Origin of the sequence: Blattabacterium cuenoti, from assembly GCF_014252415.1 — a bacterium.
GTDB classification, from domain to species: domain Bacteria; phylum Bacteroidota; class Bacteroidia; order Flavobacteriales; family Blattabacteriaceae; genus Blattabacterium; species Blattabacterium cuenoti_Y.
Genome location: NZ_CP059223.1, coordinates 306,374 through 325,000 on the forward strand (window position 1 = coordinate 306,374; position 18,627 = coordinate 325,000).

The window sequence follows — 18,627 nt, forward strand, 5'->3', positions numbered from 1 at the left end:
GTTTATGTTATTGTATATTCGTTCCAAGATTTTATAAGAAGTTCTTTCATAGATAATGAACAAAATGCATTTATAAAAGCTTTAGCTAAACGAGTATTTGTTAACAATGGTATATTAAAGTCGACTGCATTACGTCTTATTATATAATGATGGTCTAATTTTTTATTTCTAATATTTTTTTTTGGAATATTGATAATAAGATCTAATTTTTTATTTTTCATTAATTCAATTGCATTTGTATCTTTTCCTCTTTTATTATTGCAAAAAACTTTTACTGAAAGTATTTTATTTTTTAATAAAAAATTATTAGTTCCTTCTGTTGAAAATAATTTATATCCTTTATCTTTCAATAACTTTAACGAAGTCAATAGTTCTATTTTAGACTCGTAAGATCCACCAGATATAAGTATATTTTTTTTTGGTATAGTATAGCCAACAGAAATCATAGATTTTAATAAAGCTTCGTTTAAATTATTTCCTAAACAGGCCACTTCACCTGTTGATGACATATCAACACCTAATATTGGATCAGCATTATGTAATCTAGAAAAAGAAAATTGAGATGATTTTACTCCTATCAAATTTTTTTTAAAAAAAATCTTATTATTTATTTTATTTTTTTTAATACCTAAAATTACTTGAGTAGCAAGATCTATCATATTAAAATATGAAATTTTAGAAACAAAAGGAAAACTTCTAGAGGCTCTTAAATTACATTCAATTACTTTTATATCAAAATTCTTATATAAGAACTGAATATTAAATGGTCCAGATATATTAAGATATTTAGATATTTTTTTTGAAATATTAACAATTTTATTTAATTCTGATAAATAAATACTGTACGGAGGAAATACTAATGTAGCATCCCCCGAATGTACTCCAGCAAATTCTACATGTTCTGATATAGCATAATATAAAATTTCTCCATTTTGAGAAACTGCATCAAACTCTATTTCTTTTGCATGTTTTATAAATTCTGTGATAATAAATGGATAATTAGAATGAATAGAACATTTTTTTTTATTAAGATATACCTTTAATTCTTTATTATTATTAATTACATTCATATCTGATCCTGACAAAACATAAGAAGGTCTAATCATAATAGGAAAATTAACTTTTTCTACAAATTTCATAATCTGATCTAAATCAGATAATTCTTTCCATTTAGGTTGATTTATACTTAAACAATCTAAAATTTTGGAAAATTTTGATCTATTTTCTACTTTATCTATAGAAATAGGAGATGTTCCTAATATATTAATTTTATTTTCATAAAGTTTTAAAACTAAATTATTAGGTATTTGTCCTCCCATTGAAACTATAGTACCTTTAGGATCTTCTAATTCGATAATATCTAATACACGTTCTAAAGTAAGCTCTTCAAAATATAGTCGATCACATACATCAAAATCCGTACTTACTGTTTCTGGATTATAATTAATCATTATTGACCTATATAACTTTTTATTAATAGTATTTAGTGCATTAACACAACACCAATCAAATTCCACGCTACTTCCTATTCTATAAACACCTGATCCTAATGTAATAATAGATTTTTTATCTTTTTCATATAAAATATCATGTTGAGTAGCATGATAAGTCAAGTATAGATAATTAGTTTCTGAAGGATATTCAGCAGCTAAAGTATCAATTTGCCTTACATAAGGAAGTATATTTCTTTTTTTTCTATATTTTCTTATTTTTTTTTCTAAATCATGTACGTCCTCGTACATATATTTTTCTTTAAAAATATTAGCTAACTGTAAATCAGAAAACCCCTTTTTTTTTGCTTTCCATAATAATTCATCTGGAATATCATTCCAATTTTCAAAATATTCTATAGTTTTTTTAGTTTTAAAAATACTATGTAGTTGATTTAAAAACCATAAATCAATCTTAGTTAAATCGTGTATTTCATTAACAGAAATTCCATTTTCTAATGCAGATTCTATAAATAAAATTCTTTTGTCGGTAGGATTTTTTAGAAATTTTTTTAATATTTTTTTAGATAATGATATTTTTTTTTTATTGATAAAACCTTCTACACCTATATCCAACATTCTCATTCCTTTCTGAAAGGCTTCTTCAAAAGAACCACCAATTGCCATTATTTCTCCAACACTTTTCATACTACTTCCAATTTTATTAGAAACTCTATCAAACTTATTTAAGTCCCATCTAGGTATTTTACAAACCACATAATCTAAAGCAGGTTCAAAAAATGCTGGGGTATTTTTTGTTACAGAATTTTTTAATTCATGTAATCCATATCCTATTGATAATTTAGCCGCAATAAAAGCTAAAGGATAACCTGTTGCTTTTGAAGCTAATGCACTAGATCTAGAAAGTCTAGCATTCACTTCTATAACACGATAATCTTCTGATTTAGAATTTAAAGCAAATTGTACATTACATTCTCCAATAATATTAAAATACTTAGCTATACGTATAGCTAAATCCCTTAAAAAAAAATATTCATAATTAGTTAAAGTTTGGGAAGGTGCTACTACAATACTTTCTCCAGTATGTATCCCTATGGGATCGACATTTTCCATATTACATACTGAAATACAATTATTATATTTATCTCTAACGATTTCATATTCCACTTCTTTCCATCCTTCTAAATATTCTTCTACAATAATTTGTGAAGAAAAAGAAAAAGATTTTATTATTAACTTTTTTAAATCATTAATATTTTTTGAATATCCACTACCTAAACCCCCAAGTGTATAAGCAGATCTAATAATAACTGGAAAACCTATTTCTATTGAACGATCAATAGCATCATTAATTGAGTTAACTACAAAACTTTTTGCTGTTTTTATTTTAAAAAAATCTAATTGATTTCTAAATAAACCTCTATCTTCGCTTTGAATAATTGATTCAATAGAAGTTCCTAATACTTGTATATTATATTTTTTTATAATACCTTTTTTTAATAACTGTATACCACAATTTAATGCTGTTTGTCCTCCAAAAGATAATAATAATCCTTTTGGTTTTTCTTTTTTTATAACATTTTCAATAAAAAATAAATTTAAAGGAAGAAAATAAATTTTATCTGCAATATCTTTAGATGTTTGAACCGTAGCAATATTAGGATTAATTAATATAGTAAATATTCCTTCTTCTTTTAAAGCTTTTAGTGCTTGTGTTCCAGAATAATCAAATTCTCCAGCTTCTCCTATTTTTAATGCACCGGATCCTAGTATAAGAACTTTATCTACTTTATTCATAAATTTTTATAAAATTCTTTGGTTTTATGTTTTTTAATTAAATCAATAAATAGATCGAATAAAAAATCAGTATCTGTTGGTCCTCCTGAAGCTTCTGGATGAAATTGAACAGAAAAAAAAGGTTTACTATTATGAATAATACCTTCGCAAGTTCCATCATTTAAATTTTCAAAAAAAATTTTCCATTCTTTTGATAAAAGATTATCAGAATCCAATACGTATCCGTGATTTTGCGAAGTAATAAAATTTTTTCCCGTATTTATTGATACAACTGGTTGATTGTGTCCTCTATGTGCATGTCTCAATTTATAAGTTGATCCTCCCGCAGCAATTCCTAAAAGTTGATTTCCCAAACATATTCCAAATATTGGATTATTTTTTTTCATAGCTACACGAATATATTCAATTGGTTTTTTATATATACTGGGATTTCCAGGTCCATTAGATAAAAGTAATCCATCGTATTTTTCATTAGTAAAATTATAATTCCATGGTACTCTTACTATAGTACAATTTCTACGTAAAAGACACCTTAAAATATTATTTTTTAAACCAAAATCTACTAATAATATTTTATACTTCCCTTTTCCATATATTAATTTTTTTTTAATAGAAACTTTATCGGAAAGATTATCTTTATTAGGATCGTAAAATGATATATTATCATTTTCTATTAAAACTTTTCCTAACACAGGCCCCCCATTTTTTCTTAGTTTTTTAACAATAGATCTAGTATCTAGATTATATAACCCTGGAATCTCATTATTATATAACCAGTTAGACAAAGATTGATCCATATTCCAATGATATGGGGCATTAGAATAATATGAAACAATAAGTCCAGATACATGAATTTGATTAGATTCATAAAACTTTGAAATTGGTATATTTTTTTTATTAATAAAAAGATTTGGAGGTACTCCATAATTTCCAATCATTGGATAAGTATATATTAAAATTTGTCCCTTATAAGAAGGATCAGTAATACTTTCCGTATACCCAGTCATAGCTGTATTAAATACAACTTCTCCAGAAGAAGATTTTGGATATCCAAAATGAATTGCATCATATTTTGTTCCATCTTCTAATATAAGTGATCCCTTCATTTCATTAATATTTTTCATTTTATATTTCTAATATTCATTAAGGATTTTTTTAATTTATTTAAAAATAATTCTATATGATTTTCATTTATATTTAATGGAGGTAATAATCTTATTATATATGGATTATTGGATGATCCAACAAAAACATGTTCTTTATAAATTAAATAATTTATTAATTTTCTAACAGGGAAAGAAAATTTTAACCCGATCATTAGTCCTTTTCCTCTAAATTCTATTACATCGGTAATATTTAATATTTCTTTCAATAAAATTTTACCCATATTTTTTGCATTTTCAATTAAATTTTCATTTTTCATAATTTCTAAAACCGATATTCCTGCTAGACATGATAAATAATTACCTCCAAAGGTTGAACCTAACATTCCATAATACGATTTAAATTTTGGATGTATTAACACTCCTCCTATAGGAAATCCATTTCCCATCCCTTTTGCTACAGTAATCAAATCTGGTTTTATTGAATAATATTGATGAGAAAAAAACAATCCAGTTCTTCCATAACCACTTTGTACTTCATCAACAATTAAAACTACGTTATATTGACTACATAATTTTCTAACTTTTAAGAAAAAATTTAAACCAGGGTCTATAATTCCTGAAATGCCTTGCAATCCTTCAGTAATCACTGCACAAATATTTTCATTTTTTAATTTTTTCTCTAAAATATTAATATCTTCATAGTCTATAAAAATAGTTTCGTGTTGGGTATCAAAAGGAGAAACTACTTTATAATTATCAGTGACAGATGCACTTCCACTAGTTCTTCCATGAAATGATCCATTAAAAGCAATTAATTTTTTTTTACCTGTGTGAATAGATGCTATTTTTATTGCATTTTCATTAGATTCAGTTCCAGAGTTACAAATAAATAAATAATAATTTTTATATCCTGATATTTCACCTAATAAACAGGAAAATTTCTCTTTTTGAGAAATAAATACACTATTAGAATAGTATGGTATTTTGTCCAATTGATTTTTAAGTAATTTTATATAATAAGGATGTGAATGTCCAATAGAAATTACAGCATGTCCTCCATAAAAATCTAAATATTTATTACCATTTACATCAAAAACATATATGCCTTTACTTTTATTTAACTCTATGTCTAAAATTGGATAAACATTAAATAATTTCATATTATATAATTAATTTTTTAAAAATTAATAGATTTTAACTTTAATCCACAATCTTCATTTAAATTGAACATTAAATTCATATTTTGTACAGCTTGACCAGAAGCACCTTTTAAAAGGTTATCCAAAACACTAACAATAATCAACTGATTTTTTTCTTTTTTTATAAATAAAAAACATTTATTAGTATTTATTACTTGTTTTATATCAATAACGTCGTCAGAAACATATACAAATGGATGATCTGAATAATATTCTTTATATATTTTTATATTTTTGTCTAAAGACAAATTGTTATTTGTATACATAGTAGTTATAATACCCCTAGAAAAATTTCCTCTATAGGGAATAAAATAAATTTCTGAATTAAAATCTTTTTGTATTTCACTTATATTTTTTATTATTTCTTTTAAATGTTGATGTTTAAAAATTTTATAAGTAGATATATTATTATTTCTCCAACTAAAATGATTGGTATCACTCAGTTTTTTTCCAGATCCAGTAGATCCAGTTATAGCACTAATATGAATTGATTTTTTTATTAAATTTTTAATTGCTAATGGTAAAATAGATAAAAGAATAGAAGTGGCAAAACATCCAGGATTAGCTATATTACTTGATTTTTTTATTAATTCTTTTTTCAATTCTGGTAATCCATAAACAAAATTTCTTTTTTGAAATTTATTAAAAATTCTAAAATCTTGACTTAGATCAATAACTTTTACATATTCAGGGACATGAATTAATTCTTTTTTAGATTGTCCATGTGCTGAACATATAAACATTACATCAATTATTTCATCTAAATTTTTTGAAAATTTTATGTTATTTATATCTCCTAGTAAATCTTTATGAATTAAATGAACTAGTTTACCATAACTACTTTTACTTATTATAGTTTTAATATCTACTTTTGGATGATGTACTAATAACCTTATTAATTCTCCAGCAGTATATCCTGTTCCTCCTACAATTCCTATTTTAATCATCTTTTTTTTTTATTTTATATGATTTATTCAATTGATGATATATTTTCATTTGGTTACTAAAAATTTTAGTAAAACCTTTGACATCTTCAGCTGTCCATCCATAATTAACTTCTCCATACTTGGCTACCGTATTAGAAGATTCCATTAGGTCAAATTTTGATTTAATTCCTACTAAATGAAATCTATAAGGATATAAAATTACATTAACAGTACCAGTTAATCTTTCTTGTGTACTTTTTAAGAAAGTCTCTATATCTCTCATTACTGGATCTAAATATTGAGCTTCATGTAGTAACATTCCATACCATTCAGATAATTGTTTTTTCCAATAAATTTGCCATTTTGTAAGAATATGTTTTTCTAGTAAATGATGAGCTTTAATAATTATCATGGCTGCTGAAGCCTCAAATGCCACTCTTCCCTTAATACCTAAAATTGTATCACCTATATGTACTCCTCTTCCTATTGCAAAACCTGATGCTATTTTTTCTATTTTAATAATATTTTTTATAGATTTTTCTCTTTTTTTATTCACACTAATTAATTCTCCTTTTTCAAATCCTAATTCTAATTTCTCACTAATTTTTTTACATAATTTTGTTGGATATGCTTCTTCTGGAAAATTGTCATAAGATGTTAATGTTTCTTTTCCTCCTATACTAGTACCCCAAATTCCTTTATTTATAGAATAATTTGCATGATCCCAACAAATATATACCCCCTCATTTTTTAAATATTTAATTTCTTCTTGTCTGGAAATATTCATTTCTCTAATAGGGGATAATGTTTTTTTTTCTGGACATATAATTTGAAAAGCTATGTCAAATCTAATTTGATCGTTACCAGCTCCAGTACTACCATGAGCAATTGCTTTAGCTTTAATCAAATTTGCATATTGTGAAATTTTTATTGCTTGTAAAATTCTTTCTGATCCTACTGAAATTGGATATGTATCATTTTTTAATATATTTCCAAATATCAAATATTTTATACAACATTGATAATAATCTTCTATGGCATCAATTGTTTGATGTGATTTAGATCCAATTTTTATTGCTCTATCTCTAATTTTTTTCAGTTCTTCTTTTTTAAATCCTCCTGTATTAATGATTACTGTATGTACTTCATAATGTTTTTTTATAAGGTATTTTAAACAAAAAGAAGTATCTAATCCACCACTATAAGCAAGAAGTATCTTGTCTCCACAATTTAATTTTATTTCATTGGAAATAAATTTTTTCTTTTTATAATTAGGATTATATAATAGTCCTGTACATAAACACATTTTTTTTTTGTTTCTATTTAAAATATCAAAATTTGCACAACTTTTACATCCATCCCAAAATTTTTCTGATGTAGTAATTTCATTAAAAGAAACTGGTTTGAAACCTAATTCTGTATTGATTTTAATGACAATACTACTTGTAGTAATACTAAATATTTTTGAATTTGGGAATTTTTCTCTAGAAAGATTGAATAATTTTATTTTAATAAATTTTGCTAATCCTTTTTTCCTAAATTTTGGAAAAACAATTAAACCAGAATTAACAACGTATTCCTCATTTTGAAAAACTTCTAAATAGCTAAATCCAGCTAATTCTTCGTTATAAAATGCAATAACAGCATCTCCATTTTTTATTTTAGATTTAATATAATCTGGATCTTTTTTTGCTATACCAGTCCCCCTAATTTTTGCAGACTCTTTAATTTTTTTACAAATTAAGTAAGCATATTTTGTATCCTTTTCATAAGTGACTCTAACTTGTATTTTCATTTTATCACGAACCTACAATATTATATAGTGTTTTTATCTATACAATATAGATTCTATCTATATACTACATATGCATATACTATGCAAATTTAACACAAAAAAAAATCTAATTTTTTTATTTTTTCTAATTTTTTTAAAAAATTTGAATTAATATCAATTTTATATTTAGAATGTAGATTAATAAATTTTTTATTATCATAAATAATAATATCCAATTTTTTATTTCCTAAATTTTTAATAATATTTTCTTCTATAAGATCAATTAGTAATTGATTTAAATGATGAATATTAATTTTTATTATTATTTTTTTTACTAAATTTTTAAAAACATTTTGTAATATTTCTATATGAAAAATATTTATTTTATTTTCTTTTTTATAAATAACTACGAATAATAAATTATTTTTAACTAAAATGGATTCATATTTTATATATTTTTCCCCGGAAATTTTAAATTCTTTTTTAGAATTATAATCTTCTAATAAAAAATATCCATATTTTTTTCCATTTTGTACATAAATTTTTATATCAGATAAAATTGCAGCTAATGTATAATAATAAAATTCATGTTTATCATATTCTTTTCTATTTAATTTACTAATAGATGAATTAGTAAGATATTTAATCTCGAAAAAATAATCATCTAAAGGATGTGAAGATATATATATACCCAATACTTCTTTTTCTTTACATAAAAGATCTATTTTATTCCATTTTTTATTTTTAGAATCATTTAAAATAATTGGTTTTTCAATTTTTTTATTTTTTTTTATTTTTGATCCAAATTGAATAATCTTTTCTAGAGTACTTGATTTAATTAATTCTTCATTTGTTGAGTATTCATAGAAATATTGTTCTCTCAATATATTTAAACTGTCTAAAGATCCAGATAACACTAAATTTTCTAATATTTTTTTATTTACTACACGTAAATCAATTCTATTTACTAAATTGAATATGGAAGAAAATTTACCATTTTTATTTCTTTCTTTTAATATTATTCTAACAGCATTTTCTCCAACACCTTTTATACCATTAAGACCAAATTGAATACGATTTTTACCAATAATTCTAAAATTAGAATCACTTTCATTAATATCTGGTTTATCTATAAATAAATTCATTTTTTTACATTCTTTCATAAAAAAAGTCAATTGTTTTATGTTGTTCATATTGTTACTTAATACAGAACTCATATATTGACAAGGAAAATGAGCTTTTAGATAAGCGGTTTTAAAGGCAATGAAGGCATAACAAGTAGCATGTGATTTATTAAATGCATAACATGAAAAATATTCCCAATCTCTCCATATTTTTTTTACTATATTTTTATCATATCCTCTATTTATAGATTTTTTAATAAAATAATTTTTCATTTTATCAAGAACTTCTTTTTGTTTTTTTCCCATTGATTTTCTTAATAAATCTGCTTCTCCCTTACTAAACCCAGCTATTTTTTGAGATAATAACATAACTTGTTCTTGATAAATTGTTATCCCATATGTTTCCTCTAAAAATTCCTTCATTTCTGGAAGATCATAACTAATAATTTCCTTTCCATGTTTTCTAGATATAAAATTAGGTATATATTGTAATGGTCCAGGTCTATATAAAGCATTCATTGCTATCAAATCATCAAATCTATCAGGTTTTAGTTTACGTAGATATTTTTGCATTCCCGTAGACTCATATTGAAAAACAGCTACTGTTTCTCCTTTTTTAAATAAATTGAAAGTTTTTTCATCATTTAATAAAAATTTTATATTACTACCGATTATCTTTATTGTATCTTTAATTATACTGAGTGTTTTTAACCCTAAAAAATCCATTTTTAATAATCCTGTCTGTTCTACCACATTATTATCAAATTGTGTAACCAATAAGTTTGTATCTTTTGATAAAAAAACAGGTATAATTTCTTTTATATCGTATGGACTTATAATTATTCCACATGCATGAATACCAATATTTCTTATTGTCCCCTCTAAAATTTTAGCTTGTATTAATACCCTACCTGATAAACTATGTTTATTATTATAAATTTCTATTATTTTTTTTATATTATTTATTACTTCTTTGTTTTTAATATTTTCAAATGAGAAATTTTTGTCTAAAATATTTTTTAAAGAAAAATTTATTGGGATCATCTTGGCTATCCTATCAGTTTCGTATAAAGAAAGCCCTAGTACCCTACCTGTATCTCTTATTGATGATTTTGCCCCCATTGTGGAATATGTAACAATTTGTGCTACTTTATTTTTACCATATTTTTTTGATATCCAATCTAAAATTTTTTCACGTCCTTTATCATCAAAATCAATATCTATATCCGGTAATGATATCCTATCTGGATTTAAAAATCTTTCAAATAACAAATTATATTTAATTGGATCGATTTCTGTTATTCCTAAACAATACGCCACTACAGATCCTGCAGATGATCCTCTACCAGGGCCAACTGAAATATTCAGTTCTTTAGCTTTATCAACAATATTTTTTATAATTAAAAAATAACCAGGATATCCAATTTTTTTTATTGTATTTAGTTCAAATAGAATTCTTTTTTTTATTTTTGTTGTAATATTTTTATAACGTTTTTCAGCTCCTTCATAAGTTAATTTCGACAAAAATTCGTGATCTGATATGGATAAATTTTTTACATATTTTGGGGTTTTAAATTTTGGCAATAAAATTTTATTTGAAATATCATAACATTCTATTTTTTGAATTAATTCATTTAGTGAATGAAAAGAATCAGGAATATCTGAAAATATTTTTTTCATTTCTTCATGATTTTTCAAGTAATATTCGTGATTTTTAAATCCAAATCTAAATCCTTTCCCTTTTCCAATAGGGATTGACTGTTTATTTCCACTTTTTATACAAAGTAAAATATCATGAGCATTATGTTCTTCTTTTTTTAAGTAAAAAACATTATTCTGTGCTATATACTTTACATTATATTTTTTTGAAAATTTTATTAATATTTCATTTACATGATTTTCTTCTTCTAATCCATGACGTAATAATTCAATATAAAAATCATTTTTAAACAAATTTTTCCACCATAAAAATATTTTTTCTCCTATTTTTTCTCCATAATTAAGAATAGCATGAGGTATTTCAGAATTTATATCTCCAGTAAGCGCAATTAAATTATCTTTATAATTTTTTATTATATTTTTTCCAATTCTAGGAATTCCTGCATAAAATCCTTCAGTATATCCAATAGAACAAATTTTTATTAAATTTTTATATCCTTTTTTATTTTTAGATAAAAGAACTTGCGTATAAATTTTGTCAGGTTCATTTTTAGTAAATTTTTTTTGAAAATAATTTTCAGAAATAAAAAATTCACAACCAATTATTCCTTTAATAAATCTTTTAGGATAATACTTTTTATTAAAAAGTTTAATTTGATTCAAAAAATGAAAAGATCCCATCATATTTCCATAATCTGTTATGCCTATGGCAGGCATATTTAAATTTATAGCTCTTTCTATAAGACATTTTATATTTATAGTAGAATTTAATACAGAAAAATGAGTATGGTTATGAATATTAAAATATTGTTGATTTGTTGTCCATTTTTTTTGTATTAAAATATTATTACTAGTCTTTTTTTTTAATATTTTTTCTTTATCAACTCTTTCAAAAGAAACAATAGAAGAAGGAATTATATAATGATTATTTTTTTTAAATTCCGATATGATATCTTTTTTTATACCAATATTTTTATTTGAAATTATTCCTATTCTTAATAATTCCAAGAAACATCGCGCTGTTGCTTTTACATCGTTTGCTGCATTATGCAGATTTGGAATTTTTTCTGAAAATAATTTATGATATAATTCTGATAATGTAGGCCATTTAAATTTTTTCCTATTTCCAGGTAATTTACAATAGTTTATAGAAACTAACTTTGTATCTAATATTTTTTTTTTTTTAAAAGAAATTTCTTTTTTATTTATATAATATTCTTTTTCTATTATTTTTATATCGAATTCCAAATTATGTCCAATAACATATTCATATTTATTAAAAGTTAATTGAAATATATCAAGAACATAATTTAAATCATATCCATATTTATGCGCAAATTCATTATTAATTCTATGAATTTTAAAAGAAATGAATGGTATATCAAAATCCTTAGGTTTTATAATAAAATTATTAAATTCTATTAAATTCCCTATTTTATCATGAACTTGCCATGATAATTGAATAATTCTAGGCCAGTTTTTACAAAAAAATTTATCATAAAATTTAGGTAATCCAGTAGTTTCTGTGTCAATAATAAGATACATTTTATTAAAAATTGGTAAAGAAAGTTAGTGAAAAATTATTAGTTTTGTAGTACTTTTTCTTTATTATAAAGAATTCATCAAATAAACAAAAAATTAATTAAGATCAGTATCAGTCTTTATAATATATATGATTTATGATTTATATGAATAAAGAAAGATTGAATTTATATTCATTTTTCGTAGGATATTTTTATTTTTTATTGAGAAAATATACTTAAATGAGATGAAAATAAATTTATAATACTGATATAAAAATAAAAATTAAAAATGATATGTCTTATCAAAATGAAATAATAAAAACTAAATCAAAAAAATATTCTAATAATTTTGATTGGAAAAAATATGAAATTAATGAAACAAAAGAAAATAGAGAAAAACTTGAAAAAATATACATAAGTACCTTACCAAAGGTAAATGAATTAGAAATATATGAAGGAACAGTAACGAATATAACTGAAAAAATTGTTCTTGTTGATTTTGGATTTAAGGCAGAAGGAATAATTCCTATTAGTGAATTTAGAGAAAATATTTCCATTATTAAAATAGGATTGAAGATAGAAATAATGGTAATGAAAATAGATTATAAAGGACAATGTATTTTATCGTATCAAAAAGCTAAAATTTTGAGAAATTGGCAAAAACTTAATAAAGTTTACGAAAAATCCGAAGTTGTACTCGGATATGTTTCTGCTAGAACAAAAGGAGGATTAATAGTAGAAGTATTTGATATGGAATGTTTTTTACCGGGATCCCATATAAATGTTAAACCAGTCAGAGATTACGATAATTATGTAGGAAAAACTATGGAAGTAAAGGTTGTTAAAATTAATAAAAAAACAAAAAATGTAGTGGTATCTCATAAAATATTAATAGAAAGAGATATAGAAGAACAAAGAAAAAATATGATTTCTAAATTAGATAAAGGACAAGTTTTAGAAGGTAAAATAAAAAATATTTTACCTTATGGAGCTTTTGTTGATTTAGGAGGTGTCGATGCATTATTACACATAACTGATATGAGTTGGCCCCATATTAGTCATCCTACAGAAGTTGTTCAACTGGAACAAGAATTGAACTTTGTTATATTAGGTGTAGATAAAGAAAAAAATCGTGTTCAATTAGGATTAAAACAATTACAACCTCATCCATGGGAATCATTGGATACTGATTTAAAAGTAGGAAGTAAAATTAGTGGAAAAGTTAGTGTATTGGCAGATTATGGAGCTTTTATAGAAATTATTCCTGGTGTAGAAGCATTGTTACACATAAGTGAAATGTCTTGGTCTACAGATTTATCATCACCAAAAGATTTTGTACAAATAGGTGATAAATTAGAAGCTTTAATATTGACTATAGATCGTAAGGATAGAAAAATGTCTTTAAGTGTTAAAAGACTTACAGAAGATCCTTGGATTGGAATTCAAGATAAATATAAAATTGGATTAAAATATAAAGGTCTTGTCAAGAAATTTACAAATTTTGGATTATTTATTGAATTGGAAAAAGGTATATCAGGTCTCCTTTATACAAAGGATTTTTCTTGGACTAAGAAAATAAAACATCCATCTGAATTTTGTAGTATTAATGACGAAATACAAGTTATTATTATATCTATTGATCCTAAAAATAGAAAATTAAATTTAGGACATAAACAATTGTTTGATAATCCCTGGGATAAATATGAAAAAATTTATACTATTGGAAGTATTCATGATGGTATTATTTCAAATTTTTTTGACAAAGGGGCTATAGTAAAATTTATAAATAATGATTATTTAGAAGCTTTTGTTCCTATGAGGTTCTTAGAAAAAAAGGATAAAACTGTTCTTAAAAAAGGAGAAAAAGCTGATTTTAAAATTATTGAGTTTAACAAAGAAAATAAAAAAATTTTAATATCTCATACATCTGTATATCGTGATAAAATTCATAAAAAAGAATTACGTATGAGAAATAGAAAATTTGAAAGATCTACATTAGGTGATATAGAGGGATTAGCAAAACTTAAAGAAAAAATAGAAAAGGAAAAAGAAAATAATTAATATAGTTTTATAATAAAAATGGAAACACATTCTATTGCGGAGAAAGAAGGATGGAAAGTTGGAATAGATTTTCCTGTTTGGGCAAATAATGAATTATACTTAAATACTATCAAAGGAGGATATTTATTAAATGGAGAAACTCCATTTTGGGCTTACAGAAGATTATCGAAAAATGCTGCAAAAATACTAAAAAGACCAAAAATAGAAAATAAGTTTTTTAATATCCTTTGGAGAGGATGGTTAATACCTTCCACTCCAATAATGGTTAATTCTGGAACAGAAAAAGGATTACCCATTAGTTGTTTTTCTGGTAGAATTGGTGATAGTATGTATGATATATATAGAAAAAATTTAGAAATGGCTATTTTGAGTAAACATGGAGGAGGAACATCATATGATTTTAGTTTGATTAGACCTATAGGTAGTTTAATTAAAAATGGAACCTTAGGAAAATCTGATGGAATTATTCCTTTTATTAAATCATATGATAGTACTATTATAGCTAGTAAACAAGGAAAAACTAGAAGAGGGGCGGTAGCCATTTATCTAAATATAGAACATAAAGAATATCCAGAATTTTTAAAAATAAGAGAACCTAAGGGAGATATAAATCGTCAATGTCATAATATTCATCAAGGTGTTATTATATCTGATTCATTTATGAATAAAGTAGAAAAAATAAATGGAAAAGAAAGATTTTTATGGATAAATACATTAAAAGAAAGGGTAAAAACTGGAGAACCATATATTTTTTTTGAGGATAATGCTAATAAAAATATTTCAGAAAATTGGAAAAAAAATGGATTAAAAATACATCATAGTAATCTATGTTCTGAAATTATGTTACCTACTGATAGTAATCATACACTTGTATGTTGTTTGTCTTCTTTGAATTTAGAAAAGTATATAGAATGGAAAAATACAGACACTGTATTTTATTCTGTTTTATTTTTAGATGCTATTTTACAGGAATTTATTGATAAAGGAAAAAATATAAAAGGTATAGAAGATCCGGTAAGATTTGCAGAAAAAAGTAGGGCATTAGGTTTAGGTACATTAGGATGGCATTCATATTTACAATCAAATATGATATCATTTACATCTTTAAAAGCTGAAAAATTAACCCATGATATATTTAAAAATATTTTTTATAAATCATATGAAGCTACTAAATATTTGGCGAAAGAATATGGTGAATCTGATTGGAATTTAGGAACTGGAAGAAGGAATCTAACATTAATGGCTATAGCTCCAAATAGAAGTTCTGCTAAATTAGCTGGAGGAATTTCGCAAGGAATAGAACCTTTAGCTGCAAATATATATGTAGATGATGATTCAAAAGGAATGTATATAAGAAAAAATCCTTATTTAGAAAAAATTTTTAAGAAAAAAAAATGTAATATCCCATCTATATGGGAACATATAGCACAAGAAAAAGGATCATGTATGAAATTAAGTAATCTAAATGAAAAACAAAAAGATGTTTTTAGATGTTTTAAGGAAATAGATCAACTTCAATTACTTAAACAGGCAAGTATAAGACAAAAATATATTGATCAAGGACAAAGTATAAATTTATCTTTTTATCAAAATACTCCTGCCAAGTATATTAATAAAGTTCATATATATGCATGGAAATTAGGTTTAAAAAGTCTTTATTATTATAGAAGTGAAAGTATTTTACGTGCAGATATTAGAAATAAATATATAATATAAAAAATTGGGCAGCGACTTACTCTCCCGAATATCTTCAGTACCATCAGCGCTAATGCGTTTCACTTCTCTGTTCGGAATGGTTAGAGGTGGTTCCACATTGCTATAACCACCCAAAATTTTAAAATAAAAAAATTTTTTCAATAAAATAATTGTACATAATAAATAAATATACATAATGAGGTATAGAATTATAAAAAAGCTTACGGGTAATTAGTACTACTCAGCTATGACATTACTGTCTTTACACTTATAGCCTATCAACGTTGTCATCTTCAACGACCCTTAAAAGAAGCCTAATCTTGTGGTGAGCTTCGCACTTAATATGCTTTCAGTGCTTATCTCTTCCGAACATAGCTACTCAGCGATGCACCTGGCGGCACAACTGATACACCAGAGGTTCGTCCAACTCGGTCCTCTCGTACTAGAATTAGATCCACTCAAGCTTCTGACGCTCGCAATAGATAGAGACCGAACTGTCTCACGACGTTCTGAACCCAGCTCGCGTGCCACTTTAATGGGCGAACAGCCCAACCCTTGGGACCTTCTTCAGCCCCAGGATGAACAGAAAAAGGATTACCCATTAGTTGTTTTTCTGGTAGAATTGGTGATAGTATGTATGATATATATAGAAAAAATTTAGAAATGGCTATTTTGAGTAAACATGGAGGAGGAACATCATATGATTTTAGTTTGATTAGACCTATAGGTAGTTTAATTAAAAATGGAACCTTAGGAAAATCTGATGGAATTATTCCTTTTATTAAATCATATGATAGTACTATTATAGCTAGTAAACAAGGAAAAACTAGAAGAGGGGCGGTAGCCATTTATCTAAATATAGAACATAAAGAATATCCAGAATTTTTAAAAATAAGAGAACCTAAGGGAGATATAAATCGTCAATGTCATAATATTCATCAAGGTGTTATTATATCTGATTCATTTATGAATAAAGTAGAAAAAATAAATGGAAAAGAAAGATTTTTATGGATAAATACATTAAAAGAAAGGGTAAAAACTGGAGAACCATATATTTTTTTTGAGGATAATGCTAATAAAAATATTTCAGAAAATTGGAAAAAAAATGGATTAAAAATACATCATAGTAATCTATGTTCTGAAATTATGTTACCTACTGATAGTAATCATACACTTGTATGTTGTTTGTCTTCTTTGAATTTAGAAAAGTATATAGAATGGAAAAATACAGACACTGTATTTTATTCTGTTTTATTTTTAGATGCTATTTTACAGGAATTTATTGATAAAGGAAAAAATATAAAAGGTATAGAAGATCCGGTAAGATTTGCAGAAAAAAGTAGGGCATTAGGTTTAGGTACATTAGGATGGCATTCATATTTACAATCAAATATGATATCATTTACATCTTTAAAAGCTGAAAAATTAACCCATGATATATTTAAAAATATTTTTTATAAATCATATGAAGCTACTAAATATTTGGCGAAAGAATATGGTGAATCTGATTGGAATTTAGGAACTGGAAGAAGGAATCTAACATTAATGGCTATAGCTCCAAATAGAAGTTCTGCTAAATTAGCTGGAGGAATTTCGCAAGGAATAGAACCTTTAGCTGCAAATATATATGTAGATGATGATTCAAAAGGAATGTATATAAGAAAAAATCCTTATTTAGAAAAAATTTTTAAGAAAAAAAAATGTAATATCCCATCTATATGGGAACATATAGCACAAGAAAAAGGATCATGTATGAAATTAAGTAATCTAAATGAAAAACAAAAAGATGTTTTTAGATGTTTTAAGGAAATAGATCAACTTCAATTACTTAAACAGGCAAGTATAAGACAAAAATATATTGATCAAGGACAAAGTATAAATTTATCTTTTTATCAAAATACTCCTGCCAAGTATATTAATAAAGTTCATATATATGCATGGAAATTAGGTTTAAAAAGTCTTTATTATTATAGAAGTGAAAGTATTTTACGTGCAGATATTAGAAATAAATATATAATATAAAAAATTGGGCAGCGACTTACTCTCCCGAATATCTTCAGTACCATCAGCGCTAATGCGTTTCACTTCTCTGTTCGGAATGGTTAGAGGTGGTTCCACATTGCTATAACCACCCAAAATTTTAAAATAAAAAAATTTTTTCAATAAAATAATTGTACATAATAAATAAATATACATAATGAGGTATAGAATTATAAAAAAGCTTACGGGTAATTAGTACTACTCAGCTATGACATTACTGTCTTTACACTTATAGCCTATCAACGTTGTCATCTTCAACGACCCTTAAAAGA

General features: G+C 24.6%; 9 protein-coding genes and 3 rRNA genes (1 of these 12 running past the window's edge). 3 read left to right on the forward strand and 9 right to left on the reverse strand.

The window, feature by feature from the left end; translation table 11 throughout:
• Positions 1 to 2: 2 nt before the first annotated feature.
• The 6 genes from carB to dnaE form a co-directional block, all read right to left on the reverse strand.
• Positions 3 to 3,248 carry a carbamoyl-phosphate synthase (glutamine-hydrolyzing) large subunit gene (carB, locus tag H0H33_RS01495; RefSeq protein ID WP_185877673.1) on the reverse strand — a complete coding sequence of 1,082 codons (3,246 nt, stop codon included), beginning with the start codon at positions 3,246 to 3,248 and terminating at the stop codon, positions 3 to 5.
• Positions 3,245 to 4,372: a glutamine-hydrolyzing carbamoyl-phosphate synthase small subunit gene (carA, locus tag H0H33_RS01500; protein WP_185877674.1), complete on the reverse strand. Its 1,128-nt coding sequence runs from the start codon at positions 4,370 to 4,372 to the stop codon at positions 3,245 to 3,247. The genes carB and carA overlap by 4 nt, the downstream gene beginning before the upstream one ends.
• The gene (locus H0H33_RS01505) at positions 4,369 to 5,514 is read right to left on the reverse strand and encodes an aspartate aminotransferase family protein (RefSeq protein WP_185877675.1); all 1,146 of its coding nucleotides are present in this window, start codon (positions 5,512 to 5,514) and stop codon (positions 4,369 to 4,371) included. Before H0H33_RS01505 ends, carA begins: the two co-directional genes overlap by 4 nt.
• 17 nt (positions 5,515 to 5,531) lie before the next feature.
• Positions 5,532 to 6,500 carry an N-acetyl-gamma-glutamyl-phosphate reductase gene (gene argC, locus H0H33_RS01510; RefSeq protein WP_185877676.1) on the reverse strand — a complete coding sequence of 323 codons (969 nt, stop codon included), beginning with the start codon at positions 6,498 to 6,500 and terminating at the stop codon, positions 5,532 to 5,534.
• A complete protein-coding gene (locus H0H33_RS01515) occupies positions 6,493 to 8,274 on the reverse strand; it encodes an argininosuccinate synthase domain-containing protein (protein WP_185877677.1) in 1,782 nt (593 codons plus the stop codon). Before H0H33_RS01515 ends, argC begins: the two co-directional genes overlap by 8 nt.
• 89 nt (positions 8,275 to 8,363) lie before the next feature.
• Positions 8,364 to 12,581, reverse strand: coding sequence for a DNA polymerase III subunit alpha (dnaE, locus tag H0H33_RS01520; protein ID WP_185877678.1), 4,218 nt, complete (start codon positions 12,579 to 12,581; stop codon positions 8,364 to 8,366).
• Between the two features lie 272 nt (positions 12,582 to 12,853).
• Between dnaE and rpsA the strand changes: the two genes are divergently transcribed.
• Both rpsA and H0H33_RS01530 read left to right on the forward strand, forming a co-directional pair.
• Positions 12,854 to 14,620 carry a 30S ribosomal protein S1 gene (gene rpsA / locus H0H33_RS01525; RefSeq protein WP_185877679.1) on the forward strand — a complete coding sequence of 589 codons (1,767 nt, stop codon included), beginning with the start codon at positions 12,854 to 12,856 and terminating at the stop codon, positions 14,618 to 14,620.
• 18 nt (positions 14,621 to 14,638) lie between these two features.
• Complete coding sequence (locus H0H33_RS01530) at positions 14,639 to 16,336, forward strand: ribonucleoside-diphosphate reductase subunit alpha (protein ID WP_185877680.1); 1,698 nt, start codon at positions 14,639 to 14,641, stop codon at positions 16,334 to 16,336.
• Between the two features lie 3 nt (positions 16,337 to 16,339).
• Here H0H33_RS01530 and rrf (H0H33_RS01535) read toward each other — a convergent pair.
• Positions 16,340 to 16,450, reverse strand: a 5S ribosomal RNA gene (rrf, locus tag H0H33_RS01535).
• A gap of 498 nt (positions 16,451 to 16,948) precedes the next feature.
• On the opposite strand from rrf (H0H33_RS01535), the gene H0H33_RS01540 reads away from it, so the two are divergent.
• Positions 16,949 to 18,337: a ribonucleoside-diphosphate reductase subunit alpha gene (locus tag H0H33_RS01540; protein WP_238785574.1), complete on the forward strand. Its 1,389-nt coding sequence runs from the start codon at positions 16,949 to 16,951 to the stop codon at positions 18,335 to 18,337.
• 3 nt (positions 18,338 to 18,340) lie between these two features.
• On the opposite strand, the gene rrf (H0H33_RS01545) is transcribed toward H0H33_RS01540, so the two are convergent.
• Positions 18,341 to 18,451 (reverse strand): 5S ribosomal RNA (gene rrf / locus H0H33_RS01545).
• Positions 18,452 to 18,527: 76 nt separating this feature from the next.
• Positions 18,528 to 18,627: ribosomal RNA gene (locus H0H33_RS01550) — 23S ribosomal RNA — on the reverse strand; it runs 2,838 nt beyond the window's last position.